General features: G+C 63.9%; 23 protein-coding genes and 2 pseudogenes. 16 read left to right on the top strand and 9 right to left on the bottom strand.

Translation table 11 applies throughout. From position 1 onward, the window contains the following. The first annotated feature begins 7 nt into the window (after positions 1-7). From CTP10_RS30400 to CTP10_RS30440, 10 genes and pseudogenes are all read left to right on the top strand, one after another. Complete coding sequence (locus tag CTP10_RS30400) at positions 8-1102, top strand: porin (protein ID WP_116318429.1); 1095 nt, start codon at positions 8-10, stop codon at positions 1100-1102. A gap of 418 nt (positions 1103-1520) precedes the next feature. Beyond that, entirely contained in the window at positions 1521-2753 is a 1233-nt protein-coding gene (locus CTP10_RS30405) for an acyl-CoA dehydrogenase family protein (protein WP_116318430.1), read from the top strand. A gap of 19 nt (positions 2754-2772) precedes the next feature. Beyond that, positions 2773-3330: a flavin reductase family protein gene (locus CTP10_RS30410; protein WP_199414538.1), complete on the top strand. Its 558-nt coding sequence runs from the start codon at positions 2773-2775 to the stop codon at positions 3328-3330. Positions 3331-3363: 33 nt separating this feature from the next. Then, complete coding sequence (gene mdeB / locus CTP10_RS30415) at positions 3364-6021, top strand: alpha-ketoglutarate dehydrogenase (protein WP_116318431.1); 2658 nt, start codon at positions 3364-3366, stop codon at positions 6019-6021. 19 nt (positions 6022-6040) lie between these two features. Further along, positions 6041-7315 (top strand): 2-oxo acid dehydrogenase subunit E2, encoded by a 1275-nt coding sequence (locus tag CTP10_RS30420; protein WP_116318432.1) that lies wholly within the window; start codon positions 6041-6043, stop codon positions 7313-7315. Between the two features lie 37 nt (positions 7316-7352). Continuing rightward, complete coding sequence (locus CTP10_RS30425; RefSeq protein WP_116318433.1) at positions 7353-7931, top strand: VOC family protein; 579 nt, start codon at positions 7353-7355, stop codon at positions 7929-7931. 18 nt (positions 7932-7949) lie between these two features. After that, positions 7950-8816, top strand: a complete 867-nt coding sequence (locus CTP10_RS30430) for a fumarylacetoacetate hydrolase family protein (RefSeq protein WP_116318434.1) — start codon at positions 7950-7952, stop codon at positions 8814-8816. Beyond that, positions 8813-9211 (top strand): nuclear transport factor 2 family protein, encoded by a 399-nt coding sequence (locus tag CTP10_RS30435; RefSeq protein ID WP_116318435.1) that lies wholly within the window; start codon positions 8813-8815, stop codon positions 9209-9211. Before CTP10_RS30430 ends, CTP10_RS30435 begins: the two co-directional genes overlap by 4 nt. Before the next feature lie 97 nt (positions 9212-9308). Then, positions 9309-9428: pseudogene (locus CTP10_RS41310) on the top strand (Lrp/AsnC family transcriptional regulator); the annotation flags it as partial. Positions 9429-9461: 33 nt separating this feature from the next. Continuing rightward, a complete protein-coding gene (locus CTP10_RS30440) occupies positions 9462-10238 on the top strand; it encodes a TetR/AcrR family transcriptional regulator (RefSeq protein WP_442875259.1) in 777 nt (258 codons plus the stop codon). Here CTP10_RS30440 and CTP10_RS30445 read toward each other — a convergent pair. After that, positions 10211-10942: a TetR/AcrR family transcriptional regulator gene (locus CTP10_RS30445; RefSeq protein WP_199414539.1), complete on the bottom strand. Its 732-nt coding sequence runs from the start codon at positions 10940-10942 to the stop codon at positions 10211-10213. The genes CTP10_RS30440 and CTP10_RS30445 overlap by 28 nt on opposite strands. A gap of 221 nt (positions 10943-11163) precedes the next feature. On the opposite strand from CTP10_RS30445, the gene CTP10_RS30450 reads away from it, so the two are divergent. Next, positions 11164-11496: a tripartite tricarboxylate transporter substrate-binding protein gene (locus tag CTP10_RS30450; RefSeq protein WP_158577640.1), complete on the top strand. Its 333-nt coding sequence runs from the start codon at positions 11164-11166 to the stop codon at positions 11494-11496. A gap of 140 nt (positions 11497-11636) precedes the next feature. Here the strand turns inward: CTP10_RS30450 and CTP10_RS30455 are convergent, their stop codons facing one another. The 3 genes and pseudogenes from CTP10_RS30455 to CTP10_RS30465 form a co-directional block, all read right to left on the bottom strand. Then, positions 11637-12698, bottom strand: coding sequence for a patatin-like phospholipase family protein (locus tag CTP10_RS30455; RefSeq protein ID WP_233528015.1), 1062 nt, complete (start codon positions 12696-12698; stop codon positions 11637-11639). Positions 12699-13098: 400 nt separating this feature from the next. Then, the gene (locus CTP10_RS30460) at positions 13099-13542 is read right to left on the bottom strand and encodes a GNAT family N-acetyltransferase (RefSeq protein ID WP_116318437.1); all 444 of its coding nucleotides are present in this window, start codon (positions 13540-13542) and stop codon (positions 13099-13101) included. Positions 13543-13837: 295 nt separating this feature from the next. Continuing rightward, a pseudogene (locus CTP10_RS30465) lies at positions 13838-14302 on the bottom strand (SDR family NAD(P)-dependent oxidoreductase). A 400-nt stretch (positions 14303-14702) separates the two neighbouring features. On the opposite strand from CTP10_RS30465, the gene CTP10_RS30470 reads away from it, so the two are divergent. Further along, the gene (locus tag CTP10_RS30470; RefSeq protein WP_116318438.1) at positions 14703-15860 is read left to right on the top strand and encodes a porin; all 1158 of its coding nucleotides are present in this window, start codon (positions 14703-14705) and stop codon (positions 15858-15860) included. A gap of 302 nt (positions 15861-16162) precedes the next feature. On the opposite strand, the gene CTP10_RS30475 is transcribed toward CTP10_RS30470, so the two are convergent. Next, positions 16163-16909, bottom strand: coding sequence for an SDR family NAD(P)-dependent oxidoreductase (locus CTP10_RS30475; protein ID WP_116318439.1), 747 nt, complete (start codon positions 16907-16909; stop codon positions 16163-16165). A gap of 233 nt (positions 16910-17142) precedes the next feature. Then, positions 17143-18078, bottom strand: a complete 936-nt coding sequence (locus tag CTP10_RS30480; RefSeq protein ID WP_116318440.1) for a 3-keto-5-aminohexanoate cleavage protein — start codon at positions 18076-18078, stop codon at positions 17143-17145. Between the two features lie 225 nt (positions 18079-18303). Here CTP10_RS30480 and CTP10_RS30485 point away from each other — a divergent pair, with 225 nt between their 5' ends. The 3 genes from CTP10_RS30485 to CTP10_RS30495 all read left to right on the top strand — a co-directional run bounded on the left by CTP10_RS30485 (position 18304) and on the right by CTP10_RS30495 (position 20926). Further along, on the top strand, positions 18304-19149 hold the full coding sequence (locus tag CTP10_RS30485) for a TauD/TfdA dioxygenase family protein (RefSeq protein ID WP_116318441.1): 846 nt from the start codon (positions 18304-18306) through the stop codon (positions 19147-19149). 60 nt (positions 19150-19209) lie between these two features. Beyond that, a complete protein-coding gene (locus CTP10_RS30490) occupies positions 19210-20205 on the top strand; it encodes an NADPH:quinone reductase (protein WP_116318618.1) in 996 nt (331 codons plus the stop codon). Positions 20206-20356: 151 nt separating this feature from the next. Further along, positions 20357-20926 (top strand): RBBP9/YdeN family alpha/beta hydrolase, encoded by a 570-nt coding sequence (locus CTP10_RS30495; protein ID WP_116318442.1) that lies wholly within the window; start codon positions 20357-20359, stop codon positions 20924-20926. 175 nt (positions 20927-21101) lie between these two features. Here the strand turns inward: CTP10_RS30495 and CTP10_RS30500 are convergent, their stop codons facing one another. Beyond that, a complete protein-coding gene (locus CTP10_RS30500) occupies positions 21102-21764 on the bottom strand; it encodes a DsbA family oxidoreductase (protein ID WP_116318443.1) in 663 nt (220 codons plus the stop codon). Between the two features lie 88 nt (positions 21765-21852). Then, on the bottom strand, positions 21853-22845 hold the full coding sequence (locus CTP10_RS30505; protein ID WP_116318444.1) for a Bug family tripartite tricarboxylate transporter substrate binding protein: 993 nt from the start codon (positions 22843-22845) through the stop codon (positions 21853-21855). Between the two features lie 596 nt (positions 22846-23441). On the opposite strand from CTP10_RS30505, the gene CTP10_RS30510 reads away from it, so the two are divergent. Then, positions 23442-24521, top strand: coding sequence for an AraC family transcriptional regulator (locus CTP10_RS30510; protein ID WP_116318445.1), 1080 nt, complete (start codon positions 23442-23444; stop codon positions 24519-24521). Between the two features lie 184 nt (positions 24522-24705). Here the strand turns inward: CTP10_RS30510 and CTP10_RS30515 are convergent, their stop codons facing one another. Continuing rightward, positions 24706-25695, bottom strand: coding sequence for a Bug family tripartite tricarboxylate transporter substrate binding protein (locus CTP10_RS30515; RefSeq protein WP_116318446.1), 990 nt, complete (start codon positions 25693-25695; stop codon positions 24706-24708). Between the last annotated feature and the right edge of the window lie 375 nt (positions 25696-26070).

The following is a 26070-nucleotide window of genomic DNA, read 5'->3' on the forward strand; positions in this document are numbered from 1 at the left end:
GAGACCCATGAAGTTCTGCAACCTGGCGCTGGCCTGTGCCGCCGCCATGCCCACGCTTGCCGGTGCGCAGTCGTCCGTCACGCTCTATGGCGTGATCGATACGGGCATCGAGTATGTCAACCACATCGGCACCGCGAGCGACAGCGTGGTGCGCATGAATACGCTGTCTGGCATGGTGCCGTCGCGCTGGGGTTTGCGCGGCACGGAGGACCTGGGCGGCGGAATGAACGCGAACTTCGCGCTCGAATCGGGCTTTGCGCCGGACTCGGGCGTGCTGAACCAGGGCAACCGGCTGTTCGGGCGGCAGGCATGGGTGGGCCTGTCCGGCAACTGGGGGCAGGTGTCGCTGGGGCGACAGTACACGATGCTGTTCTGGTCCATGCTCGACTCGGACATTCTCGGCCCCAATACCTTCGGCTCGGGGTCGCTCGACAGCTACATCCCCAATGCCCGCGCGGACAATGCCATCGCGTACAAGGGCAAGTTCGGCGGCCTGACGCTCGGCGCCACCTACAGCTTCGGACGCGACGCGGCCAACGCGGGCCCGAGCCCGGCAGGCACCAATTGCGCGGGCGAGAACCCGGCCGACCGGTCGGCCTGCCGCGAGTGGTCGGCGCTCGTGCAGTACGAAACGAAGCACTTCGGCGTAGCAGCTGCCTACGACTCGATCCGCGGCGCGCCCGGTGCGTTCGGCGGACTGAACACGAGCGGCAAGTCGGACGATCGCCTGTCGCTGAGCGCCTATGCGCTGTTCGACCGGACCAAGCTCGGCGCGGGCTGGCTGCGCCGCGATAACGATGGCAGCGCCACACGCCTGAGCGACCTCTGGTACGCCGGTGCGGCCTACGACATCACGCCGGCGTTCAACGTGGCGGGGCAGTTCTACTACCTGCGCTATCACGGCAGCGTCAACAAGGCCGTGCTCTACGCGTTGCGCGGCACCTATAGCTTCTCGAAGCGCACGGCGGTCTACGCCACGGCCGGCTACATCAACAACGACGGCCAGCTCGCACTGTCGGCCAGCAGCGGCTCGGCCGGTGCGAACCCGGCTCCGGCCGGCTCGCAGCTCGGCGCGATGGTCGGCGTCCGGCACGTGTTCTGACGCCCGCTATCCGAGGGATCGCCCTTTCATGCTCGCAGGCCTTTCTGCCTAGGGCGGGCCGGTCTCTTTTTCCCCTGCCCTCAGCACTGACAAATCGTCAGAGTGACGGCAGTCGGCCCGCGGATCGGGACAAGTCCGGAGGAAATTCCTGTTGCCGGATCTCGGCCCGCACTCTACATTAGACATAAATGTCGTTATGACATATTCGTACAAATTCAGGAGACAACATGCCCCGGAATTCTTGCTCCGTGCGCGCGCAGAGCCGCCGCCGCTCCCGCTAGCCTGCGGCAAACACACGCCGCCGCGCGGCGTGCCTTTCCCTCCTCACTGACGTTTCGGCCCGTGCGAACCGGGCCGGGGGAGCGTGCACGCCTTCGCCCCGTTTGCCCATTCACACACGTCACCGACCGAGATCGCCATGTCCCAGCCATCCGCAGCCGTCATCGAAGCCTTCAACCGCCCGCGCTCGCCGCGCGCCACGCCGTCGCTCGAGGAACTGATCCGCCGCGCCGAAGCCCTGCAGCCGCTGCTGCGCCAGAACGCCGCGGCCTCTGAACAGAACCGCCGCGCCGCCGAAGAGAACATCGACGCCATTGCGGAAGCCGGCCTGTTCCGCCTGATGGTGCCCACGCGTTACGGCGGATTCGAAGGCTCGTCGCGCGCGCACCTGGAAATCACCGCCGCGCTCGCCGAAGCCTGTGGCGGCACCGCGTGGGTGGTGGCGCTGACCAATGTCTGCGCATGGTTCACCGGACTGTTCCATCAGCAGGCGCAGGACGACGTGTTCGGCGCGAACCCCGACGCCCGCGTGTCGGGCGTGTTCACGCCGTCCACCCAGTGCCGCCGCGTGGAAGGCGGCCTGGTGATCTCCGGCAAGTGGTACTTCTCGTCGGGTTCGCTGCACGCAGACTGGGCCATGGTCGGCGTGATCGAGTCGGATGAAAACGGCGCGTTCAAGGCCCAGCACCTGGCGCTGGTGCCGATGAGCGAGGTGACGATCGAAGACACCTGGTACACGGCCGGCATGCGCGCCTCGGGCAGCAACTGCATCGTCGGCAACGACGTGTTCGTTCCCGAGCACCGGCTGATGAACATCCTTGATGCCGTGGACGGCGTCTACCCGACCGAGATGAAGGACGAAGCCGCCTATCGCGCCGCCTTTGTGCCGGTGGCCGCGCTGATCCTGGCCGGTGCCCAGCTCGGCATGGGCCGCGCCGCGTTGAAGTATGTGATCGAAAAGGCCCCGCAGCGCGCCATCGCCTATACGTCCTACGACAAGCAGAGCCATTCGGTGATGTTCCAGGGCCAGATCGCCGAGGCCGCCGTGAAGATCGACACTGCCCACGTGCTGGCCTTTGCCGCCGCCGACGAGATCGACCGCGCCGCGCAGGAAAACCGCGAGCTTGACTACCTGACCAAGGCGAAACTCCGGGCCCATACCGGCCAGGTCATCGCGCACATCACCGATGCCCTCAACGTGCTGCTGTCCGCCCACGGCGCCGGCAGCTTTGCCGAGGGCAGCCCGATGCAGCGCTGGTGGCGCGACGCCAACACCGCGGCCCGCCACGCGGTGGCGCTGCCCGCCGTCGGCTTCGAGGTCTACGGCAAGGCGCTCCTCGGTGTGGAGAACACCGTGACGCGCCTCGTCTGACGCTGACCGGTCTGCCGCCATGGATACCTGCCAACTTTCCCAGCCGTGTGGCGCTGCCCGCGGTGCCGCGCTCGACGCGCGGCTGCTGCGCGCGACGATGGGCCACTTCGCCACCGGGGTGACTGTCATCACCTACACCGCCGATGGCTTGCCGGCCGGCATGACGGCCAATGCCTTCATGTCGGTGTCGCTGGAGCCGCCGCTGGTGCTGGTCTCGGTGCGGGCCGCGTCGCGCTTCCACCAGCACGTGCGCGAGGGCGTCTGCTACGGCGTCAACTTCCTCGCCGAGGACCAGCGCCACCTGAGCGGCCACTTCGGCGGCCGCCCGCTCGACGGCGCCGCGCCGCCGTTCATCCACCGCGGTGAGACGCCGCTGCTCGAAGGCAGCCTGGTCCACCTCGTTGCGCGCACGGTCGACGTCCATCCTGCCGGCGACCACCTGCTCTACATCGCGCAGGTCGAGGACATCCGCTTCGGCTCGCCACGCGGGCCGCTGCTGTTCTACGGCGGCAGATACCACCACATGCCAACCCGTCTGCCTGCCATTGCCCATCCTGACGCTGCCGACTGCTGCTAGCCGGCTGCCTATCCCTGCACTGAAATGATCTCCATGCAAGCCCAACGCATCGACTCCCTCGACGCTCATCCGGACGACAGCGACCGCCAGGAAACCGGCGAATGGCTCGACGCGCTCGCCGGCGTAGCGCGCCACGCCGGCACGCAGCGTGTCGGCTTCCTGCTGCAGCGGCTGGCCGAGCATGCCAGCCACCTCGGCGTGGCACCGACCGCCCATCCGTACCAGCTCTACCAGAACACCATCCCGCTGGAGGCGCAGCCCGCCTATCCGGGCGACCTGGCGATGGAGGAGCGCATCACCTCGATCATCCGCTGGAATGCGCTGGCAATGGTGGTGCGCGCCAACAAGGCATATGGTGAGCTTGGGGGGCATATCGCCAGCTATGCATCGGCCGCCGAGATCTTCGAGGTCGGCTTCAACCACTTCTTCCGCGCCGACGGCGAGCAGGGCAAGGGCGATCTCGTCTTCTTCCAGCCGCACTCGGCACCGGGCGTCTATGCGCGTGCGTTTCTCGAAGGGCGGCTCGACGCCCCACACCTGGAGCGCTACCGGCAGGAGGTCGCGGGCGGGGGCCTCTGTTCGTATCCGCATCCGTGGCTGATGCCCGAGTTCTGGCAGTTCCCGACCGGTTCGATGGGCATCGGCCCGATCAGCGCGGTCTACCAGGCGCGCTTTTTGCGCTATCTGGAGCACCGCGGCATTGCGCAGACCGCTGGCCGGCGTGCCTGGGGCGTATTCGGCGACGGCGAGATGGACGAGCCCGAGTCGATCGCCGCGCTGTCGCTGGCCGCGCGCGAGAAGCTCGACAACCTGACCTTCATCATCAACTGCAACCTGCAGCGGCTCGACGGCCCGGTGCGCGGCAACGGCCAGATCATCCAGGAGCTGGAGTCGCTGTTTGCCGGCGCGGGCTGGAACGTCATCAAGGTGGTGTGGGGCTCGGACTGGGACGCGCTGTTCGCACGCGACCACAACCACGCGCTGCTGCGCCGCTTCGCCAATACGGTCGACGGCCAGTACCAGACGCTCGGCGCCAACGACGGCGCCTACAACCGCGCCCATTTCTTCGACCTCGATCCGGAACTGCAGGCGCTGGTCTCGCACATGACGCCGGAAGAGATCGACGGCCTGCGCCGCGGCGGCCATGATTTCCGCAAGCTGTATGCCGCTTTCGACGCCGCGCGCCGCCATCCCGGCCGCCCGACCGTGATCCTCGCCAAGACCAAGAAGGGCTACGGCATGGGGCAGGCGGGCGAGTCGCGCAATACCTCGCACCAGCAGAAGAAGCTCGACGTCGATGCGCTGCGGGCCTTCCGCGACCGCTTCCAGTTGCCGCTGAGCGACGAGGCCGTCGCGTCGATGGCCTTCCTGAAGCCGGCCGACGACAGCCCCGAGCTGCGCTACCTGCATGCGCGCCGCGCCGACCTGGGCGGCTACATGCCGCGCCGTGTCACCACTGCGCCGGCCGTGCCGGTGCCGGCGCTCGACAGCTACGCGCAGTTTGCGCTGCAGCCGGACGGGAGAGAAGTCTCCACCACGACCGCGGTCGTCCGCCTGTTCACCAACCTGCTGAAGGACAAGGCGCTCGGCCCGCGCATCGTGCCGATCGTCGCCGACGAGGCGCGCACGTTCGGCATGGCCAACCTGTTCCGCCAGGTCGGCATCTATTCGCCGCACGGCCAGCTCTACGAGCCCGAGGACGCCGGCTCGATGCTGTACTACAAGGAGTCGCGCGACGGGCAGTTGCTGGAGGAGGGCATCACCGAGGCCGGCGCGGTGTCGTCGTGGACCGCGGCGGCCACCTCCTACAGCGTGAACGGCGTGGCGATGCTGCCGTTCTACATCTACTACTCGATGTTCGGCTTCCAGCGCATCGGCGACCTGATCTGGGCCGCTGCCGACCAGCGCGCCCGCGGCTTCCTGATCGGCGCGACGGCCGGGCGCACCACGCTGTCGGGCGAGGGGCTGCAGCACCAGGACGGCACCAGCCACCTGATCGCATCGACCATCCCGAACTGCCGCGCCTGGGACCCGGCCTTCGCTGGCGAGGCCGCCGTCATCATCGACCATGGCGCGCGCCGCATGCTGGAGCAGCAGCACGACGAGTTCCACTACCTGACCGTTACCAACGAGAACTACGCGCAGGCGCCGATCGACCCGGCCCAGCATGCCGACATCCTGCGCGGCATGCGCCTTCACGCCACGGCGGGATCCGGCGCGGTCCAGGTACGCCTGCTCGGCTCCGGCGCGATCCTGCGCGAGGTCATCGCCGCTGCCGAGGCGCTGGCCAGCGAGTGGGGCATCGCGGCCGAAGTCTGGAGTGTGACGAGCTTCTCCGAACTGGCGCGCGAGGCGCAGGCCGTACAGCGCGAGCGTCTGTTTTCCACGGGCGGTGCGGCGGGCAGCCACCTGGAGACGTGCCTGGCTGGCAGTGCGCCGGTGGTGGCGGTTACCGACTATGTGCGCGCCTACGCCAACCTGATTGCGCCCTACGTCGAGGCGCCGTACACCGCGCTCGGCACCGACGGCTTTGGCCGCAGCGACACGCGCCCTGCGCTGCGCGGCTTCTTCGAGGTGGACCGCCGCCACATCGTGCTGGCCGCGCTGGCCGCCGTCGACCCGGACAAGCACCGCGCGGCGCTGGCGCGCGACGGCGCGACGGACCTGCCCCCGGCGCCGTGGCAATGTTGATCATCTGGAGAACGAACCCATGCAGACTCTTACGATCCCCGACATCGGGGACTACAGCCAGATCCCGGTGATCGAGGTGCTGATCCGCGCCGGCGATACCGTGGCAGCCGAGCAGCCGGTCGTCACGCTCGAATCCGACAAGGCGACCATGGACGTGCCGAGCGAACGCGCGGGGACCATCCGCGAGGTGCTGCTGAAGCCGGGCGACCTCGTGTCAAAGGGAACGCCGATCGCGCGGATCGAGTTCGGCAAGGTGCCGATGACGGGTGCGGCGGCTGAGGTCGCGAAGCCCTTCGCCACGCCGGACCCGGTGGAAGCGCCAAAGCCCGCTTCCACGCCGGGGGCGGTTGCGGAGACCACCCCTGAAGCCGCCCGATCGGCGCCAAGAAACCCAGGCACCCACGCCGGACCCTCTGTGCGCAAGCTTGCCCGCGAACTCGGCGTGTCGCTGGCCGATGTCAGTCCCACCGGCCCCAAGGGCCGCGCGCTGCGCGCCGATGTGCTGGCTCACGCGAAGGCGTTGCTGGCGCAGCCGCCCGTTGCAGCACCTGCGGCAGGCGATCTCGACCTGCTGCCGTGGCCGCAGGTGGACTTCTCCCGCTTCGGCGCCGTCGAGCGCCAGCCGCTGCCGCGCGTGCGGCGCCTCTCGGGCGCCAACCTGCACCGCAACTGGGTGCGCATCCCGCATGTCACCAACTTCGACCAGGCCGACATCACGGAACTGGAAGCGTTCCGCATCGCGCTGAACCGCGACGGAAAGCCCGATGCCGCGCGCGTCACCGTGCTGGCGTTCCTGGTGCGTGCGGCGGCGGCCGCGCTGCGCGCGTTCCCGCAGTTCAACGTCAGCCTCGACGGGCAGGACGTGATCCGCAAGCAGTACGTCCATATCGGCTTCGCGGCAGACACGCCGAACGGGCTGGTGGTGCCGGTCATCCGCGACGCCGACCGCAAGGGTGTGCTGGCCATTGCTGCCGAAATGGCTGACCTTTCCGCCACCGCGCGCGCTGGCCAGCTCAAGGCTGGGCAGATGCAGGGCGGCTGCTTCTCGATCTCGTCGCTCGGCGGCATCGGCGGCTCGCACTTCACGCCGATCATCAACGCACCCGAGGTGGCGATCCTTGGTGCCGGCAAGGCCGCCATGCAGCCGGTCTGGGACGGCAGCGGGTTCCAGCCGCGCCTGCAGCTGCCGCTGTCGCTGTCGTGGGACTACTGCGCGGTCGACGGTGCCGAGGCCGGCCGTTTTCTTGCACATCTCGCCGGCCTGCTGGCCGATTTCCGCCGCGTGCTGCTCTGACGGTGGCTCGCGCTATTACCCACACAGGAGACTCACCATGACCACCCCGCATGCGACGGCAGCCGACCGCGTCGTCCCCTTCAAGATGGCCCATCTGGTCTACCGTTGCGCGCGCCGCGCCGAGACCGTCGCCTGGTACATGGCCGTGTTCCAGGCGAAACTGGTCTTCGAGGACAACGTGCTGACCTTCATCACCTACGACGACGAGCACCACCGCCTGGCCTTTTTCAACATGCCCGGCATCCCGGACAAGCAGAGCGAGGCGGCGGGCGTCCACCACGTCGCCTACAGCTACCAGTCGGTCGGCGAACTGCTGCGGACCTACCAGCGCCTGAAGGAAGGGGGCATCCGGCCGGTCTGGTGCATCAACCACGGCCCCACCACCTCGCTGTACTACCGCGATCCCGAAGGCAACGACATCGAACTCCAGGTCGATAACTACCCAGACCCGGCCGACTGCGCCCACTTCTTCCATACCGAGACGTTCGCCAGCAACCCCATGGGCATCGAGTTCGACCCCGACGGTCTGGTCGCCATGTGGGAAGCAGGCGCCAGCGACGCCGAACTCTGCGCCCTCGGCGCTGCCCGCGCAGCGGAGCAGAAAGGCCCGCAATAACACCGGAGAAAATTCCAGATGAAACTCGCCACATACCAGACCGCCGCCGGCGCGGTGCACCTTGGCCTCGTCGTGCCCGGCGGCCTCGTGCAGATCGACACGCGCCTGCCCGACGCCCCGCGCGACATGATCGGCCTGATCGACGCCTTCCCGGCCTGGCGCTCGCGTCTCGAGGAACTGGCCGCCAGCGGCCGCGTCGACGTGCCTTTGCCGTCTGTCACGCTGCTCGCCCCGGTTCCCCGCCCGGGCAAGATCATGGCGATTGGCCTGAACTACGCCGACCACGTCGCCGAGTCCGGCATGGCCAGGCCTGCCGAACAGCTGTGGTTCGCCAAGATGCCGACCGCGGCCACCGGGCCATACGCACCCATCGAACGTCCGCGCGTGTCGGAACAGCTCGACTACGAGGCCGAACTGGCTTTCGTGGTCGGCCGGCGCTGCAAGCACGTCAGCCGCGACAACGCGAAGGATGTGATTTTCGGCTACTGCGTCTCGAACGACGTCAGCGTGCGCGACTGGCAGTTGCGCACCTCGCAGTTTACGCTCGGCAAGTCATTCGACACGCACGCGCCGTTCGGCCCGTGGATCGTCACGGCAGACGAGGTGCCCGACCCGCACGCGCTCGGCATCCGCTGCTTTGTCAATGGCGAGAAGCGCCAGGACTCGAACACCGCGCAACTGATCTTCGACTGCTATGACCAGGTCGCCCACCTGTCGGCGGCGATGACGCTGGAGCCTGGCGACGTGGTGATGACCGGCACGCCGGGCGGCGTTGGCGTGGCGCACAAGCCGCCGTCATGGTTGCGGCCGGGCGACCGCGTGCTGGTCGAGATCGAAGGGCTGGGAGAAATCGAGAACGTGGTGGTGGAGGAGGGCGCGCGATGAACGCGATCGACATAAGTCTCGATACGGACGCCGTGGCGGCGGAAATCGCCCGGCTGGAGAACGAACGCTGCCGCGCGCTGGTCGCGGCCGATGTCGACGCGCTTGACGTGCTGGTGGCCGACGACGTGATCCATGTCCACGCCAACGGCAAGGTCGACGACAAACCGGCGTACCTGGCGATGGTGCGCGGCCAGGTCATCTTCCTGCGTGCCAGCCGCGAGAGCCTGGCGGTGCGCGTGCAAGGCGACATGGCGGTGGCGGTCGGCCGCCTGCTGCAGTCGATCGAGATGCGCGAGACCAGCCAGCGGATCGACATGGATGTGATGACCACGCAAGCCTGGCGGCGCGAAGCCGGCGGCTGGCGACAGGTGACGTTCCAGGCAACCAATCGCTGAGTCTCGCCGCGCCGCTTGTCACCGCCTCCGGGGCCCGCACTATCGCAAGGTAGCGCGGGCCCGGTTTCGTTTCATGTTTCCGTGCTTTCCCATGCCCATGCCCGTCCCCGATCTCGACGCCACCCACCTGAAGATTCTGGATGCCCTCCAGCGTGACGCCAGTCTGACCAACGTGCAGCTTGCCGAACGCGTCAACCTGTCGGCCTCGCCGTGCCTGAATATGCCGGAAGGCACCCGTCAAGCAGCGGCCATGACCGCGGCGCCAGGAGACCGCCCCATGATGCTCCCCATCGAGCACGATCCCGCGCATCCGGAACCCACGAACCACCGTTCGCTGGTTGCGCAAAGGAAGCGCAACGCTACGCGCGCCCGCATCATCGCCGCCATCCTCGACCTGGTGGCCGATCCGGCCAACCTGACGGTGTCGATCGAGGACGTGGTGAAGGCAGCAGGTATCGCGCGCGGCACGTTCTACAAGCACTTCGCGTCGATGGACGAGGCGCTGCTGGCGATGGGCCGCGAGGTGCGCGACCAGTTCACGGTCGCCATCCTGCCTGCCTACAACGTGCTGACGCACCCGCTGCAGCGTTTCAGTTGCGGCATGCATTGCTTCCTCGCGCACGCCCAGGCCGATCGCCGCTGGGCCGGCTTCGCGCTGCGCGAGGAACTGGTGCCGGGCCGCTCGCTGCTGCTCGACTGCGTGACGGCCGACCTGCGCGCGGGCGCATACGAGGGCTGCATGGAGATCGATGATCTTCAGGCGGCCGTCGACCTGGTGCTGGGCTGCATCCTTGAAGGCATCCGCACGATGTTCTTCGGCCGCACACGCGACCCGCGCCACTACATCGACACCAGCATCCGCATGGCGCTGCGCAGCCTCGGTGTCGACAAGGCCGCCGCAGCCGAGGCGGCAGCGTTCGCGCGCGAATATGCGGGGCGGTGCGTGGGCGCAGCCGTCACGTCAGAGCGGCCCGGATTGTCCTCAGGCCAGATCGCCGGTCAGGCCACTGGCGGCGCGTCGACCTGATGCGCGAGAAAAAGCTGCCCGTCCTTCGAATTCAGGTTCAGTGCCCAAAGCGGCCGGCTCACTGTCAGTTCGCCGCAGGCCCATGATTTCAGGTAAGACTGCGAGAATGCCACCCCCTGGTCGCACAGCGCGCTGCTGCAGCCGACGCTCTGCAGCGCCATGCGTGTGGCCGCGTCCATGTAGGCGGGCGGATCGTCCACGCCCTGGCCGACCGCCTGGATGCAGCGCGCGGACGCGCCCATCAGGAAATCGGTTGCAGCATCGATGCTGTCGATGCGGAATTGCCCGCGTGCCTTGCCGGCGGCGAGGTCGCCCGACATGTACTTCGCGAGCATCGTCGTGTGCGGCCACGCCTCGATGCGGATCACGAAGCTGGCCCACTTGCGGTCCAGCAGCGCGCGCACCATGAACAGCCGGAATCCGACCGCTGCGCGCTGCCACGGTTCGTCGAGCACGTTATAGACCGGGAGGATGTCCGTGATCATCTGGTTGTTCATCTCCTGGCCGATGGCGTTCACCACTTCGTCCAGCGACGTGAAGTAGTTGTAGAAGGTGCCGCGCGAAACTTTCGCCTCGCGGATCACGTCATCGATCACCGGCGCCGTTCCGTTCTGCTCTCCGATCACCCGCATGGCCGCGTCAAGCAGCTTGGTCCGCATCAGCAGGCGCTTCTTTTCCGCCACCTTGGTGCGATGGTCGCTCACATGAATCTCCCCGACTGAAGGTTTGACAAAACGTCATAGTGACAAATTATAGCGGGCCGGAATGGGGCATTCACCTATGAGAAATGCCTTGTTACGTGGCGCTTACGATTCTAGAGTGGACACTAATGTCGTAATGACGAAACAGTGCCAAGTGAGAAAGGAGAACACATCACGCGGCCGGCAGTGGCCCCGACGCCGTCTCGCGCATCGTCGGCGAGCAGTTGGCGAAGAGCCTGGGCCAGCCCGTGGTGGTTGACCCTCGCCCCGGCGGCAACGGCTTCATTGCGATGGAAGCCGGCAAGCGCGCGCCGGCCACCGGCCATGAACTCGTGATCGGCTCGATCGACCAGCTCGCCATCAATCCCAGCCTGTTCCGCAAGCTGCCGTACGACCCCGTCCGCGATTTCGTGCCAGTGGCTGGCCTGTACCGCGTGGCGTTCTTCGTGCCCGAAGTCAAGGCGAGCTGGGCACGCTTGGCTTCGCGCCGGCTTCCGGACCAGGCGAGGAGGTTGCGCAGTGGATGGCGCGTGACACGAAGCGCTATGCCGGACTGATCCGTCGCACGGGCGCGTCCGTGGACTGAAGACGCATGTCAACCGGAAAGAGGTCGGTTGACAGCAAGACGGCAACGCTGCTGTTTCATTCTTCCACTCGGTCATCAGCGCCGACCATTGCGGCAGCGCTGCGTGGTGGATCAAAGAAATTCCTGTTGCAGGTCGACGGTGCAGCGTTCACCGATGGCGTCATAGTTCTGCTGCAACCAGCGCCGGGCCTCGTCCCTGCCCTGGTCGCGCAGGTAGCAAAGAAAATCCCAGTCCGCGTTGAGCTTGCTGGAGACGCCGAGCGCCATCATGGTCTGGTCGGAGCGGATCGAGTGGATCAGCATTTCCTTCATTTCCCCACCGCGGATCTTGCCATCCTGGATCAGTCGGGTGACAAAGCTGATCGCGCGCAGTTCGCGGATCAACGACGAATTGAAGCTGACCTCATTGATGCGGTTGAGAATTTCCGCGGCTGTCTTCGGCACTCCCTTGCGCACGATGGGATTGATATGGACGATCACCACGTCACGTGCCCCGCAGTTGTAGATCAGCGGGAAAATGGCAGGGTTGCCAACATAGCCACCGTCCCAGTAGTGTTGGCCGCCGATTTCCACCGACTGGAACAGGAACGGCAGGCAGGCCGACGCCAGCACTGCCTTAAGCGAGATGTCGCCGCGTGAGAACACGCGTATCTTCCCGTTCTCGACGTTGGTGGCGCACAAGTAGAGCTGGATCGGGCAGTCCTGGTTCAGCGCGTCAAAGTCGACATGGCGGGCCAGTACGTCGCGCAGCGGGTTGAAGTTGAGCGGGTTGAACTGGTAGGGCGACAGCACCCGCAGCATGATGTCCGTCAACAAGTACATCGGCGAAAACTCGAGCCCATAGCCGTTGGACAGCCAGTTTTCCCATGGCAGCTTGCGGAACGGACTGTGGACGCGCGCGGTGCTGGCAACATCGCGCCAGAAATCATGCAGGGCGGTGCGGGCGCGCGGTGGCCCACCCTGGAGCAGGCCATACGCGAGTACCGCGGCGTTCATCGCGCCTGCGCTGGTGGCGCTGACGCCCTCGATCGCAAGCCGGCCGTCTTCGAGCAGGTGGTCCAGCACGCCCCACGCAAAGGCACCATGGGCACCCCCACCTTGTAACGCCAGCGTGACCGGCTTCACGACCTGGCTGGCTTGGTCGGCCTCTCGCATTCCCGTATCGGTCGGCATGGCGTGTCTCTCAGTGCTGTGTCCAACTACCATCCATGGCGAGCGCAGTGGCGGTCATGGAGGGCGGCATTGCCCGAGGCCAGGAAGAAAGCCAAGGCAGCGAATTCGGCAATTCGCACCAACTCCTTGCCCCGTGGATGCCGTTGTTATTGACGATGCCATCAACCTGGCTGGACTCGGTAGCCGAAAATTCCGCCATTTCGCGAACCTGGCCAAGCTGACCCATATCGGCCGGCGGCTAGCGCAGGCGCGCCCCAGTTCTGGCATACGTATCAGGTATAGCGCACGCCAGGGCGCCCGTGTTTTCTACGAAGCCACGCCCAGTAACGCAATTAACCGCCAAGTTGCACATTCCGCACAACTTGTATTGCGACAGACGAGTGGGCAAACATTGGGCTAACTAATCGAGGTGACGGCACATATAGTGAGTCCTTATGCCGAAGCGCCGGAGCGTCTCCCTGGATAAGTGCAACTCATGCGTCACACTGTCCGCAGGAGTCAAGGTGAAGCCGCAGCGGGCAAAGAAGCCAGGTTGCTCGGGGTTGAGGACTGTTGCCCTTATGCAGCCATGGGTCCGTGCGCGCATCAGCAGTGTGCTGACCAGATAGGTTGCAACACGGTGCCCTCGGCACTCCGGGAGGACAGCCGCCGCGTGAATGGCGAAGGTGCGACCATGCTGTTCGCCGTAGGCACAGCCGACCACCTTCCCGCCCATGGTGGCGATATGAAATAGGCTGGATGGGTGTTCTATTTCGTCATAAGGCAAGCCGCAAGTCTGCAGGACTCGCGCGATGGCCTCTGACTCCGCTGACCCAGCAGCCCGTAGCAGGATATCTCTTATCATTGTTGACCCCTTCTTGCTGCGCCGCACGGGTGTTAGCGACCACCTCTGAAAGCAGCTTCCTCCAAAGCCCGACAATATGCATCGAAGTTGTTCTGAATGTCATCACCCGTCCGTGGGGTGTTGGCTCACAGCGTGATGGATTTTTAGTTGCAGGGCTCGGGAGTTCCCTTGCATTCTGTACTCCCCCACGGCGCGACCGCAGCGGCTTTGCAGATCCCGATTCGCAACTCCGGGAAGCGTCCTTCAGCGTGTAGGCGGTGCTACGGGAGAGCGCAAGGGTAGCAGTCAGCTTCGCTCAATAGTGAATGTCGCCCGGCAGCCCGCCGCCTACCGGAATGGCAGTGCCGTTGATGGCAACACTCAGCGGCGAGGCGAGGAATGTCACGACGTTTGCCACCTCACCAGCGTCGACGATGCGGCCAAGTGTGTTCCGCGTTGCAGCGAGCGCCTCGCTAGCCGCGTCCGTCTGCTCCGTGCGGGTGGCGCCCGGATGGACGGCGGTGACGTTGATGCCCTTCGGGCCCAGTTCATCGGCCATGCTCTTGGTGATAGCCGCGACGCCCAACGATCAGGTGCGGCGCAAGCGCGCGTGCTGTGCGCAGGTAGCCAATGATCCTGATGTTGATGTCTTCCAGCGCCTCCGCATCGACGATCTGTTCCAGCGCAGTCGCTGGTGGGCGAGGAGCCGCGCGATTGCCTTGCCAATGCCGCGGCTGCCACCGGTGACGATCGCGCGCTTGCCGGTCAATTTGAGATCCACGCTTCCCCCTCGAGTCGATACATAGCGGGACTCATTGTGAGCGGCTTCTCCATTTTGCGCTTGATCCCGGATGCCACCGGCTTGACTGATCACGACAATGCTGGCCGGCGGAGTTTCCAGGTCAGCAGCCCAGGCCTGCACCGCCGCTGCGCACAAGGCGCCCAGCGATTTGCGTAGCGATGAGTCCAGACGCTCGGAAAGCCAGCATGCTCGGCGTTCCGCTCGCATGCCGCTAGGGTATGCCCCAGCGTGTCGCAGATCAGCAATTCAAAGTCGCGGCAAAACAAGCAGGACAAGCCGGAGGCATCAGACACTCGCCCGGCACGCTGACGCTGCATGTCATGGTGGCCGAGCATCACAAGAATGAAACCAGAAAAAGAGATCAAGGAGGAACGAGTAGATGAAAAGAACGATTTTTGCCCTCGCCGCTATCTGTGCGTGTGGCGCAGCCGAAGCACAATCCAACGTAACGCTCTATGGAGTGGTGGACGTAAACGTCGAGTACGTCAACCACGTTGGTGCGGTGCCGTCGGCGAGTAACGGATTCAATCCGGGCCAGGGCGGCAAAGCATTTCGCCAGGACGCCGGTGGATACTCCGGCTCGCGTTGGGGTCTACGCGGCACGGAAGACCTCGGCAACGGGCTGAAATCGGTTTTCGTTCTGGAGAGCGGCTTTAACAGCGATACCGGCACCATGCAACAGGGTGGCCGTTTGTTTGGTCGCCAGGCCTTTGTTGGCCTTAGCTCGCAATACGGTCAGATCTCCTTCGGTCGGCAATACCATTCGTTGTTTTCCACGCTGGCCAACTTTATCCCGGCTCGGTATGCCAGCCAGTATGAGCCTACCGGCATCATGGCCGGTGCCAATTTCCGTCAAGACAACGCAGTGAAGTACACCGGCGTTTTCGGCGGGCTCACGGCAATGGCAAACTGGTCGTTTGGCGTGGGCACGACACTTCCGCAGGTCGCTCCCACCCTCCCGGCTGCTGGTGGCAGCGGTGAAGTGCCTGGGCAGTTCCGCCGCGACACGAGCTACGGTGCAGGGCTGAACTATATTGCCGGGCCTTTCGGGGTAGGCATCGGCTATGACCAGTGGAATCCGACGATCGGCACTGGCAACGGTACCTTCAAGAAGGCTGCTGTCATGGCCAGCTACGCCCTCAACGGCACGGCGAAGGTAATGGGCGGTTACCGCTGGGGACAGAACAAGAATCAAAACGGCACGCTGATTCAACGTGACGACTTTTACTGGATTGGCGGTCAATACCGATTCTCGCCGGCTCTCGATTTCACGCTCGAGTACGACTACCAGAACGTAAAGAACCTGGGAGGGAACACCCATGTTGCCAATCCCTGGCAGATCGCGCTGATTGCAGACTACGCGTTCTCGAAGCGCACCGACATCTACCTGACCACGGCCTATTCAAAGAACGCTGGCCTGGCCATGGAATCGGCGGCTAGCAATTTCGCCACTAGCCTTACATTGAACAGTTACGCGCTCCCCAATGGCCAGAACTCGATGTTTGGCGTTGCTGTGGGTATCCGTCACGTGTTCTAGGAGTCCGCAGTCCAGAGACTGCAAAGTGGCGACGTGTCACGCTTCTCCCAAAGTGGGTGGCACGTCGAGTGCGGTGTTCGGATCCCGGACTATGGGCACGGTAGCCACCAGTTCAGGTCGACCGCGTCAAGGTTGACGACGCCTTTAGCCCCGCCGCCCGTCGAGGCGGCGGGGCGTAGCTCGCCAGATGATTGAAAGCCCCTCAGGCATTGCGGGCCCTGCTACGTCACTGCTACGGTGCCCAACTGGTTTCCAGTCCAGTCCGAGGCCGCGCCTGGGAGAGCGTAAGAACGCCGCGAATACTACGCGGCAGTCTTCCCACCATTCACGTGAAGGATCTGGCCCGTGACGTACGTGGACTGGCCGGATGCCAAAAAGAGAATCGCATCGGCGACTTCTTCCGGCGTGCCAACGCGCCCTGCCGGGATAGTTGCGGCGACTGCCGCGATCCGATCCTCGCCGCCGGCAATGCGGCCGAGCATGCCCGTTTCAATCGGCCCGGGCGCCACGGCGTTGACGCGGACATTCGAATTGATGGCGTCGAGCGCCGCGGACTTGGTGAGGCCCTCGATCGCGTGCTTGCTTGCCACATACATCGGATTTCGCGGGTTGCCGCGGCTGCCCATCGTGGAGGAGAGATTGACAACCGCCCCACGCTTTTGCGAGATCATCGCGCGCAACTGGTGCTTCATGCAGAGGAACGTTCCAAGGACATTCGCATCGAAGGTTGTCGTGTATGACTCGACTGTCTGTTCGACGATCGATCCCGGTGTTCCTTCCGTTCCGGCACTGTTCACTGCGATATCGAGGCATCCAAAGCGCTCGATGGCATGCCCGACAAGACGGATGACATCGTCTTCACGGCTGATATCGGCCGCCTGGAATTCCGCCTCCGCGCCGAGCTGCCGCAGTTCGGAGACGAGGGCTTCTCCGGCAGCAGCGTTCCGCCCCGAACAGACCAGTCGCGCGCCTTTGGCCGCAAAGGCAAGCGCCGTCGCGCGGCCGATGCCAGCCGTCGCACCGGTAATCAAGACAACAGGATGAGACATAAGAACTCCTTGGATGATTTAAGGGAAGCCATTCGTAAGCCTGGGGAAGACGCTGAAAAAAAGACAGATGCCAGAATGCCCAGCCGAACTCTTGCCAGGCAAAGCGAGAGCGTGAAAGAAGCTCACATAGGCCTGGATTCGACCAGGAGGTGCTGCTCAAGGAAGGCAGCGTGACAGATGCCGAGACCGGCCCCGCAACCAGGACCACTGGCCGCCAGGGGACCTTCGCCTCGTCAAAACGCGACAGCGCTCTTGCCCTTCAGTTGAAGCATGTCACGCGCCTCGTCCGGCGTGGCGACTTCAAGGTTCAGGGATTTCAAGACACCGACGACGCGCTTGACCTGCTCGGCATTGCTGGTGGAGAGCCGGCCCGGACCCTCCCACAGCGAATCTTCCAGGCCCACGCGGACGTTTCCGCCCATGGCAGCCGCCATCGACGCGATCGGCATCTGGCTGCGACCGGCGCCGAGCACGGACCAGTAGTAGTCCTTGCCGAACAGGCGCTCGGCGGTGCGGCGCATATGCATGACGTCCTCCGGATGCGTGCCGATACCACCGAGCAGGCCGAACACAGACTGGATGAAGAACGGCGCCTTGAGGATCCCGCGGTCAGCAAAGTGCGCAGCGGTATAGAGATGGCTGGTGTCGTAGCATTCGACCTCGAACCGGGTACCGTTGTCGGCGCACGATTCCAGAATGTAGCGGATCTCCTTGAACGTGTTGCGGAAGACGCGGTCCTCCGAACCCTCCAGATAGGGACGCTCCCAGTCGTACTTGAACTCCTTGTGCCGGGCGAGCATCGGATACAGCCCGAAATTCATTGACCCCATGTTCAACGAGGCAACCTCGGGCTTGAGCTGCAGCGCCGGCTGCAGGCGCTCTTCGAGGAGCATGTTGGGGGCGCCGCCCGTCGTGAGGTTGATCACCACGTCGGAGCGAGCCGCAATGCGCGGAAGGAATTCATGAAAGAGCGCGGGGTCCTGGGACGGCTGGCCATTCTCCGGCTTGCGGGCATGGAGATGGACGATCGAGGCGCCGGCCTCGGCCGCGGCAACAGCCTCTTCTTCAATTTCCTGCGCGGTAATGGGTAGATAAGGCGACATCGTCGGAGTGTGAATGCCGCCGGTCACGGCGCACGTGACGATAACCTTGCTCTGGGGTGCTGCCATGGTAGATGTCCTTCGTTCTCTGGCTAGGGAATGAACTGCTTTGTGCGACGACGCAATGTTAGGAAACTTTGCCGTAGCTGGATGCGGCCGTCCCCTGAATGTCGCAAATTGGTAAGCAAATGTCCCAGCAAAATAAGCGGGGAAGCCGGGGACGCCAGATACTGGCCTGCAAGAAGCCGGACACTGAACAGTCCGTCAATTCACCAAGCTGCAGGAGACTGAAACATGAAGATCAGGCAAATCACGCCCGCCATCGGGGCCGAGATTTCTGGCGTCAACCTCGGCGAGGCAGCGCGCGATCCGGCGCTCTTCGCCGAGATCCGGGCGGCGCTGCTCAAGCACCGGGTCCTTTTCTTTCGCAAGCAGGAGATCACGCGCGCCGATCACGTGGCCTTCGCGAGCGGCTTCGGCAAGCTGGAGGACCATCCGGTCGTCGGCAGTGTTCCCGAGCATCCGGGGCTGGTGAAGGTCTACCGCAGCGACAACCCGCACAGCTTCGAGAACAGCTATCACTGCGACGGCCTGTGGCGCCCCAATCCGGCCATGGGGGCAGTGCTGCGCTGTATCGAATGTCCGGAGATCGGCGGCGACACCATCTGGGTCAACATGGTGAAGGCGTACGAGGAGCTGCCGGAAGAGATCAAGATGAAGATTGACGGCCTGCGCGCCAGGGCCAGCATCGAACACAGCTTCGGTGCGGTCATGACACCGGAAAACCGCGCAAAGCTGGCCCAGGAGCATCCGCCCGTGGAGCATCCGGTGGTACGCACCCATCCGGAGACCGGGGAGAAGATCCTGTTCGTCGGCGCCTCGTTCACGACGCACTTCACCAACTACAGCACGCCGGACAATGTGCGCTACGGCATCGACAAGTCGCCCGGCGCCTCGCTGCTGCTCAACTACCTGACCAGCCGCGCCACCATTCCCGAATATCAGGTGCGCTGGGCATGGCAAGAGGGCGACGTTGCGGTCTGGGACAACCGCAGCACACAGCACTACGCCGTCAACGACTACTTTCCGGCACCGCGCAAGCTGGAGCGCGCCGGCATCGTGGGCGATATCCCCTACTGATTTGCAAGCGAACCGGCAGGATCACTTGCTGCTCTCCATGCGCAATTGGACCAGGGCATCATGAAGGCGATTTGGTACGAGAAACAAGGACGGGCCGCGGAGGTACTGGAGTTCGGCGAGCTGCCCACTCCGCAACCGGCACCCGGCGAGGTACGCGTGCGACTCCACGCGTCGGGGGTCAACCCGGCGGACGCAAACCGGCGCGCGGGACGCATGCATGCCGGAATGGAGTTCCCGCGCATTGTTCCGAATAGCGATGGGGCGGGTGTGATCGACAGGCTAGGGGACGGCGTCGACCACAGGCTGCTCGGTTCGAGAGTCTGGCTGCATTTCGGACAAAGAGGGCGTGCTTTTGGTACTGCGGCGGAATACATCTGCCTCCCGCACGAGCTGACGTCACCACTGCCGGAGCACCTCGATTTCGCGCAGGGCGCATGCCTTGGCATTCCGGCCATGGCCGCCTATATCAGCCTGTTTCAGCGTGGAGAGATCAGAGGCAAGTCCATCCTCGTGACTGGCGGTGCGGGAGCCGTCGGCCACTACGCGGTACAGCTTGCCAAATGGGGAGGCGCCCATGTCATTGCCACCACCAGCTCCGAACCCAAGGCGGCCCACGCCAAACTTGGCGGCGCCGATGCAGTGATCGACTACACCGCACCAGATGCCGCGCAGCAAATTCTCGATGCCACCGAGGGACGAGGCGTTGATCACATTGTCGATGTCAATGCTGTCGACAATTCAAGACTGTGCCTGCAGGTCGCCGCCAATCATGCGCAGTGGGTTTCGTATGCCAGCGGCGCCGACCTTGAGCCGGAACTTCCCTTGGCCACGCTGATTCGGAAGAATCTCTGCCTGCAGGGGCTATACCTGCCGGGGTTCACCTACGAGATGCGCTGGATCGCCCAGGAGGGATTGTCGCGCTGGATGAAAGATGTCCCGGATGCCATTCACGCTGTCGACAGCGTGTTCGACCTACGAGACACAGTGAAGGCTCATCTGGCTGTCGAAGCGGGCACCAAGCTTGGCACCGTTGTTGTTCGGTGCGATACGGAATAGGTCATGCGGCCGGCAACAACAGGCGCGCATGAAACAAACCAAAGCCATCGGCCACCGTGCGAGTGTACGGGATTGGCGACCATCCGCGGTACTCGCTGACGACCAAGACTGCGTTGGCGAGCCGTCAAACCAAACGAGGAGTATGAATCCCATGACATCCGGAAATCAGCCAACGGTCGTGATTGTCCCCGGCTTTCGCGATCACATGCCGGAGCACTGGCAATCGCTGCTGGCAGAGCGTTTGCAGCAGCAGGGGCGAGCCGTCCGCATTGTGCCCCAGATCGATCAGGACAAGAGGTTGCGCAGTGCCAGGGTGGCGAACCTTGACCGCGTAGTAAGCGGCATTGCAGGGCCGGTCATCCTCGTTGCCCATAGTGTGGGCTGCCTGATCACCGTTCACTGGGCAGAGCAGACGGAGCGCGCCGTGCAGGGTGTCTTGCTTGCCGGGCCGACCGACTACGACAGTCCTTTACCCGCCGGATACAAGGATCCGCAGACGCTGGCAGACGAGGGCTGGACCCCGATCCCGCGGCGGCGTCTGCAATTCCCGAGCATTGTGGTTGCGAGCCGCAATGATCCGCTCGGGAAGTTCGAACGCGTCCGCGAGCTGGCGCAGGCCTGGGGCAGCCGTTTCGTCGATGCAGGCGAAGTGGGGCATCTCGGGCCGGCAGACGGATATGGGCCGTGGCCGCTGGCTGAGGAACTGATCCAGCAACTCTGAGCGAGGTGTGGCGACCTCGCCTCGAGGCGCCGCATGCGTCATTGCAGAGGGTCGCAGAGCCCGCTATTGCTGAGCTTTGCGTCTGCGACCTCGAGGCACAGCCGTCCGGGTGCGTTCTCTCTGATGCAGCTGGATTGGAACAGGCTCAGTGGCTTCTGTCACTTACCGGCTTGGCTTACTGGCTTACTGGCGCCGATTCCCGCTTCGCCAGCACCTCGCGAATGATCTGCACGAAGGCATCGGCCGGCTGTCCGCCCGTGACAAGGTAGCGGTTGTCGAAAATGATCGATGGAACAGAGTTAATACCCATCGACTGGAATTCCGCCACTTCGCCGCGCACCTCGTCAGCATACTCGCGGCTCTCCAGCACGCGTCGCGCTTGCGTGGCATCGAGCCCCACCGATTGGGCGGCTTCCAGCAGCACATCGTGATTGCTGGGGTCCTTGCCGAGACCATGATAGGCCTTCAGCAGGGCCTCCTTGAGCGACAGCTTCTTGCCCTGGGAGCCGGCCCAGTGCAGCAGCCGATGCGCATCGAAGGTGTTGTAGACGTGCGTTCTGGTGGCGAAGGCGAAGCCCGCGCTTGCACCGCGTTCGCGTATCATCGCCAGCCTCTCTGCGACTTGCGCGGCGGTGCTCCCATTCTTCTCCCTGGCGTAGTCGAGAAGGGCCTGCCCTTCCGGAGGCATGTCGGGATTCAACTCGAACGGATGCACGACGATTTCGGCGTCAACTTCCTTCCCGAGTTGCTGCAGCGCTTGTTTGAGCGACGACAAGCCGATGGCGCACCATGGGCATGCAATATCGGAGACAAAATCGATCCTGAGTGCCTGGGTCATTGACTTCTCCTGTAGGGACGCTGACCAGTGATTTTGTGCAAGAGCTGTGTGAAGACGCGCAAGCGCGTCTTCGACAATCTGGCCGCTGTCAGTCTGGAGTGAAGTTGATGGAGCGCAACAGCTTGCCCTGGCGCTCGTAGGACTCGCGCATGTCCTTCCGGAGTTCTTCAGTGGCAGCCAGCGAGCCGGGTTCCATCCCCATTTCCTGGAGCTTTGTGCGGAGCGTGGGCGATTGCGTTACCTTGAGCGTAGCGTCGCGCATCTTGGCGATCACGGCCGGCGGTACGCCAGACGCAGCCCAGAGCCCCATCCAGCTCACGTCCTGGAGGTCGGCGTATCCCAACTCGGAGAAGGTGGGGACATTCGGCAGTGCCGGCATCCGCTTGGGCGAAGTTACGGCATAGGCTCTGAGCTTCCCGGCCTTGATGAACGGCATCGAAGTCGCCGGGCCGTCGAACATGAGAGGAACCTGTCCGCCCATGACATCCTGCAGTGCGGGCGGCGACCCCTTGTAGTTCACAGTGCCTGCATCGAGCCCGGCAAGGCGATTGAATTGCACGCCCATCGTGTGACCACGCGTGCCGACACCGAAGTTTGCGTAGTCTACCTTGCCCGGGTTCGCCTTGATGTATGTAACCAGTTCCCCAAGATTCTTCGCACGCAGGCTGGGAGTCCCGACAAGGATGAGACTGGACCGCGTGAGTTGGGCAATCGGGACGATATCCTTGAACGGGTCGTACGGCGCCTTGATGACGTGAGGCACTTCCGAGGCGATCCCTTTCTGGATCAAGAGGAAGGTGTAGCCGTCCCGCGGCGAAGACAGCATGCTCTGCACGGCGATGGTGCCGCCGGCGCCGGGCTTGTAATCGACGATAACAGGTTGGCCAAGCGGAGCCTCCAGCTCATGGGCAACCAGGCGTGCCACGATATCCGCAGTACCGCCCGGAGGCGCGCCAACGAGTATCCGCACAGGCTTGGTTGGCCACTCGGCCGCCTGGGCCGCGCCCATGGCCGGCATCAGCGAGCCAACGGCGAGCGTAAACGCCATGCCTTGGCGCACCGTCTGGGTGAAGCGTTTCATTGCAGTATCCTTTCAGACCGACGATCTTCCATGCCACCACCGTGCTCCGTACCGGGCAGGATCGTCATCGACCAACTGCGCTGCCATCTGCTGCAAGCGGGATACGCCAATGTGACAGCGCTGTAGCGAGGAAGGTGGGGGCACATTCGAGGTGATGAATTTCAATAAGGGGCTCCTCGAACCGTATCATCCTGCCTGGCGATACTTCCCGCTTTGCCTTGTACGCCTTGGACTTAGCATTTGACGACAGCATTTCACTGACGCAGGCCGCAATGGATTGCCTTTGGGAGTGGACTCAGCGCACTTAATGGGGTCAGTTGTCACCCGTAGCGTCGCACCGGCCGGTGGCAATCATCGCCCTGTCATGGGCGTTCGCGATTGAATGGCAAGCGGCAACGATGCCCTGACGCATCTCGATCGCAGCAGTGACTTGGCTAGATCGGGCTCGAGTTGCCCGAGAGGATTCAACGCCTCACGGCGGCCTCCTGAAGTGGTCCCTGCCACCTTTAAGGAGGATGTATGTCGCGGGTTATTCTCGCTTGACAAGACATGACAGCGATTTATCATGGCCTGTCATTTTTCCGCGTCCGTTTTCGATGTCGTTACTTGTCCGCGCAGGAGCCCTGACCAACTACAGCGAGGTCGCTCGTGCCGCCGGGCTGGACCCGGTGCGGATGCTATTTGACGCGGGGTTAAGTCCGAGCGTACTGCGCGAGCCGGACCTCATGATTCCAGTCGAGCGCTTCGGACGCCTGCTCCACGCCTCCGCAACCATGTCAGGCAACGAGAGTTTCGGGCTGTGCATGGCCGAGTCGCGCCTGTTGTCCAATCTTGGGGCAGTAGGAATGCTGATCCGCGACCAGCCGACGCTGCGCGACTCGCTTGGCATGCTAATGCGCTACCTACCGATGCTCAACGGCGCAAAGTCGCTGGCGGTCGAAGAATGTGGTGAACTGGTCATTATTCGCGAGGCGCTATTAGCTGGCAACGTACATCAGCCAACTCGCCAAAGGGTTGAACTAGCGCTAGGCGTCATGGTGCGCTTGATACGCCAACTCCTGAAGCCCGACTGGCAGCCCCAGCGCGTATGCTTCGAGCACCCGGCGCCGGGTGACCTCAGTACGCACCAACGGTTTTTTGGCCCTCACGTCAAATTCGACTGTGACTTCAACGGCGTCATCTGCGCGAAAGCCGATCTCGATGCGCGCAACCCGGGAGCCGATCCGGCTATGGCGCGCTACGCGCAGAAGCTGATCGACGAGGCCGCCAGGTCGCATCAGGCGACAATGCTTGAGGACGTGCGGCGCACGATCCTGTTGCTGTTGCCCAGTGGTCGCTGCAGCATGGAACATGTGGCCGAAAACCTGAATGTGGTGTGCCGCACGGTTCAGCGCCGACTGGCGGAACAGGGGCAGAGCTTCTCGTCCATCGTTAATGAAGTCCGCATGGAACTCGCCGCGCGTCATGTCATCGAGAGCGATCGTCCGTTGACTGAAGTGGCGACCCTGCTCGGTTTTGCCGCGCTAAGCGGATTCTCGCGCTGGTATCACGTGCAATTCGGTTGCAGCCCCAAGGAGAGCCGGGCCGCAAGCGGCAGCGTGCGCCGACAGACAGCACCTTCGCGGGCGATGCCAGCCGAATCTCATGATTCTAGCCCCCCGGCGTTAGCAAGTTAGCGCGAACCGGGCTGCTGGGCGAACGCGCGCAGCGCGTGTCGCCTCAGAGTGAAATGCTGACGGACGGCCCGATCGGCAAAGTGCGCGCCTCAAGAGCCGGACCCGTCCGCATCCTACCAGCCTACCTGCTGCGGTTTTTACCTGGCTACCAGCAGGCTGGCAGCGTCCCCGTGCTCAGCACGGTTCATTCATCGAGCCGGATTTTTGCGTCGGCCGCGATCTTCGACCAGACCTGCAGATCGTGGCTGACAGTCTCGCCGAACTGCGCCGAGGTCTTCACAGGCGGCGGCGCAAAGTTCATGGATTTCATCATGGCTGCGAGCTCAGGGGACGCCTGGACCTTGTTGACTTCATCGGCCAGCCGCTTCACGATCGCCGGGTTGGTTCCCGCCGGCGCGAACATGCCGAACCAGCCCACCGCATCGAACTTGTAGCCCTGTTCACCCATGGTCTTGACCTCGGGAAGCTGCGGTGCGCGCGCATTGCCTGCAATGGCAATGGCACGGACCTTTCCGGAGCGCAGGAAGGGGACCGGCGCGTTCGGATCGGTCCAGCCAATTTTCACGACACCTGAGGCAAGGTCAGTCAATAGCTGATTTGAAGTCCGATACGCGACGTGGTCGGTCTTCATGCCAGTCTGCTTCTTGAGCCATTCCATCATCAGCTGCCCTGAAGATCCTATGGACCAGCTAGCGTAGCTGTACTTGTCCGGATTCGCCTTCACCAACTGGATGAGCTCCGGCAGGTTGTTAGCTGGCAGATCCGTGCTCACCAGTAACACCACGCCACCCTCGGCCGTCTGGGCAATCGGTACGAGGCTCTTCTTTGGATCGTAGGGAATGGTCTTCAGTACGGCCGGGGCGATGACCTGGTTCGATGCCGTGGTGTAAAGGATTGTGTATCCGTCGGCTGGCGCCTTGACTACAGCGTTTGTCCCAATGACTCCACTGCCACCTGGCCGGTTTTCAATAACGACGGGTTGCTTCAGAGCGACCGACAGGCGTTGCGCCATCACGCGTGCGAGGGCATCGGTTCCTGATCCTGCCGACGAGGCTACGATCATCTGAACCGGGCGCGCGGGCCAGGCTTCCTGAGCCCGCCCTGAACCGCACAACACCAAGAGCGCTGCCGTGCCCACCGTGGCCGCAACCAGCTTTTGAATTCGAAATGCCATTGTCTACCTCCACCATGTACTTGTTTTGTTGACTATCGGTCAACCTGTGCTCTTGCCACCCGCGTTGCCCTGACAGCAGGGCAACGTCAATGGCGGTATGAGCAACGCTGGCACGAAGCGCAGCGCAATAAAGGCTGCGTGAGCTGTTGGCTGAGCACTGCATGAAGCAAGGGCCCAGATCTGCCTTCGGCTTTGGCCAGCGCTACGATTCGTTGCTAGCCCCGGGAGGGTAAGTTCGCTTGCTTTTGGAGCATGACGGACTTCTGTATTGAGAAAGGTCGTGAACCCGTCCGACGAGGGAACAGCAGCTTCAGTTTGAGGGTGTCTCCGGAAAATACTGTTCGACCCTTGCACCATACGCTGTCAGTTCCCCCG

Source organism: Cupriavidus sp. P-10, assembly GCF_003402535.2.
Classification (GTDB): domain Bacteria; phylum Pseudomonadota; class Gammaproteobacteria; order Burkholderiales; family Burkholderiaceae; genus Cupriavidus.

Bases quoted from the DNA above. Each gene is read 5' to 3' on its own strand.
- CTP10_RS30410 (WP_199414538.1), top strand. From the start codon at position 2,773: ATGGATACCTGCCAACTTTCCCAGCCGTGTGGCGCTGCCCGCGGTGCC.
- CTP10_RS30510 (WP_116318445.1), top strand. From the start codon at position 23,442: ATGTCGTTACTTGTCCGCGCAGGAGCCCTGACCAACTACAGCGAGGTC.
- CTP10_RS30455 (WP_233528015.1), bottom strand. From the start codon at position 12,698: ATGCCGACCGATACGGGAATGCGAGAGGCCGACCAAGCCAGCCAGGTC.
- CTP10_RS30435 (WP_116318435.1), top strand. From the start codon at position 8,813: ATGAACGCGATCGACATAAGTCTCGATACGGACGCCGTGGCGGCGGAA.
- CTP10_RS30405 (WP_116318430.1), top strand. From the start codon at position 1,521: ATGTCCCAGCCATCCGCAGCCGTCATCGAAGCCTTCAACCGCCCGCGC.
- CTP10_RS30480 (WP_116318440.1), bottom strand. From the start codon at position 18,078: ATGGCAGCACCCCAGAGCAAGGTTATCGTCACGTGCGCCGTGACCGGC.
- CTP10_RS30440 (WP_442875259.1), top strand. From the start codon at position 9,462: ATGACCGCGGCGCCAGGAGACCGCCCCATGATGCTCCCCATCGAGCAC.
- CTP10_RS30460 (WP_116318437.1), bottom strand. From the start codon at position 13,542: ATGATAAGAGATATCCTGCTACGGGCTGCTGGGTCAGCGGAGTCAGAG.
- CTP10_RS30470 (WP_116318438.1), top strand. From the start codon at position 14,703: ATGAAAAGAACGATTTTTGCCCTCGCCGCTATCTGTGCGTGTGGCGCA.
- CTP10_RS30505 (WP_116318444.1), bottom strand. From the start codon at position 22,845: ATGAAACGCTTCACCCAGACGGTGCGCCAAGGCATGGCGTTTACGCTC.
- CTP10_RS30430 (WP_116318434.1), top strand. From the start codon at position 7,950: ATGAAACTCGCCACATACCAGACCGCCGCCGGCGCGGTGCACCTTGGC.
- CTP10_RS30490 (WP_116318618.1), top strand. From the start codon at position 19,210: ATGAAGGCGATTTGGTACGAGAAACAAGGACGGGCCGCGGAGGTACTG.
- mdeB (WP_116318431.1), top strand. From the start codon at position 3,364: ATGCAAGCCCAACGCATCGACTCCCTCGACGCTCATCCGGACGACAGC.
- CTP10_RS30400 (WP_116318429.1), top strand. From the start codon at position 8: ATGAAGTTCTGCAACCTGGCGCTGGCCTGTGCCGCCGCCATGCCCACG.
- CTP10_RS30515 (WP_116318446.1), bottom strand. From the start codon at position 25,695: ATGGCATTTCGAATTCAAAAGCTGGTTGCGGCCACGGTGGGCACGGCA.
- CTP10_RS30485 (WP_116318441.1), top strand. From the start codon at position 18,304: ATGAAGATCAGGCAAATCACGCCCGCCATCGGGGCCGAGATTTCTGGC.
- CTP10_RS30425 (WP_116318433.1), top strand. From the start codon at position 7,353: ATGACCACCCCGCATGCGACGGCAGCCGACCGCGTCGTCCCCTTCAAG.
- CTP10_RS30475 (WP_116318439.1), bottom strand. From the start codon at position 16,909: ATGTCTCATCCTGTTGTCTTGATTACCGGTGCGACGGCTGGCATCGGC.
- CTP10_RS30420 (WP_116318432.1), top strand. From the start codon at position 6,041: ATGCAGACTCTTACGATCCCCGACATCGGGGACTACAGCCAGATCCCG.
- CTP10_RS30500 (WP_116318443.1), bottom strand. From the start codon at position 21,764: ATGACCCAGGCACTCAGGATCGATTTTGTCTCCGATATTGCATGCCCA.
- CTP10_RS30495 (WP_116318442.1), top strand. From the start codon at position 20,357: ATGACATCCGGAAATCAGCCAACGGTCGTGATTGTCCCCGGCTTTCGC.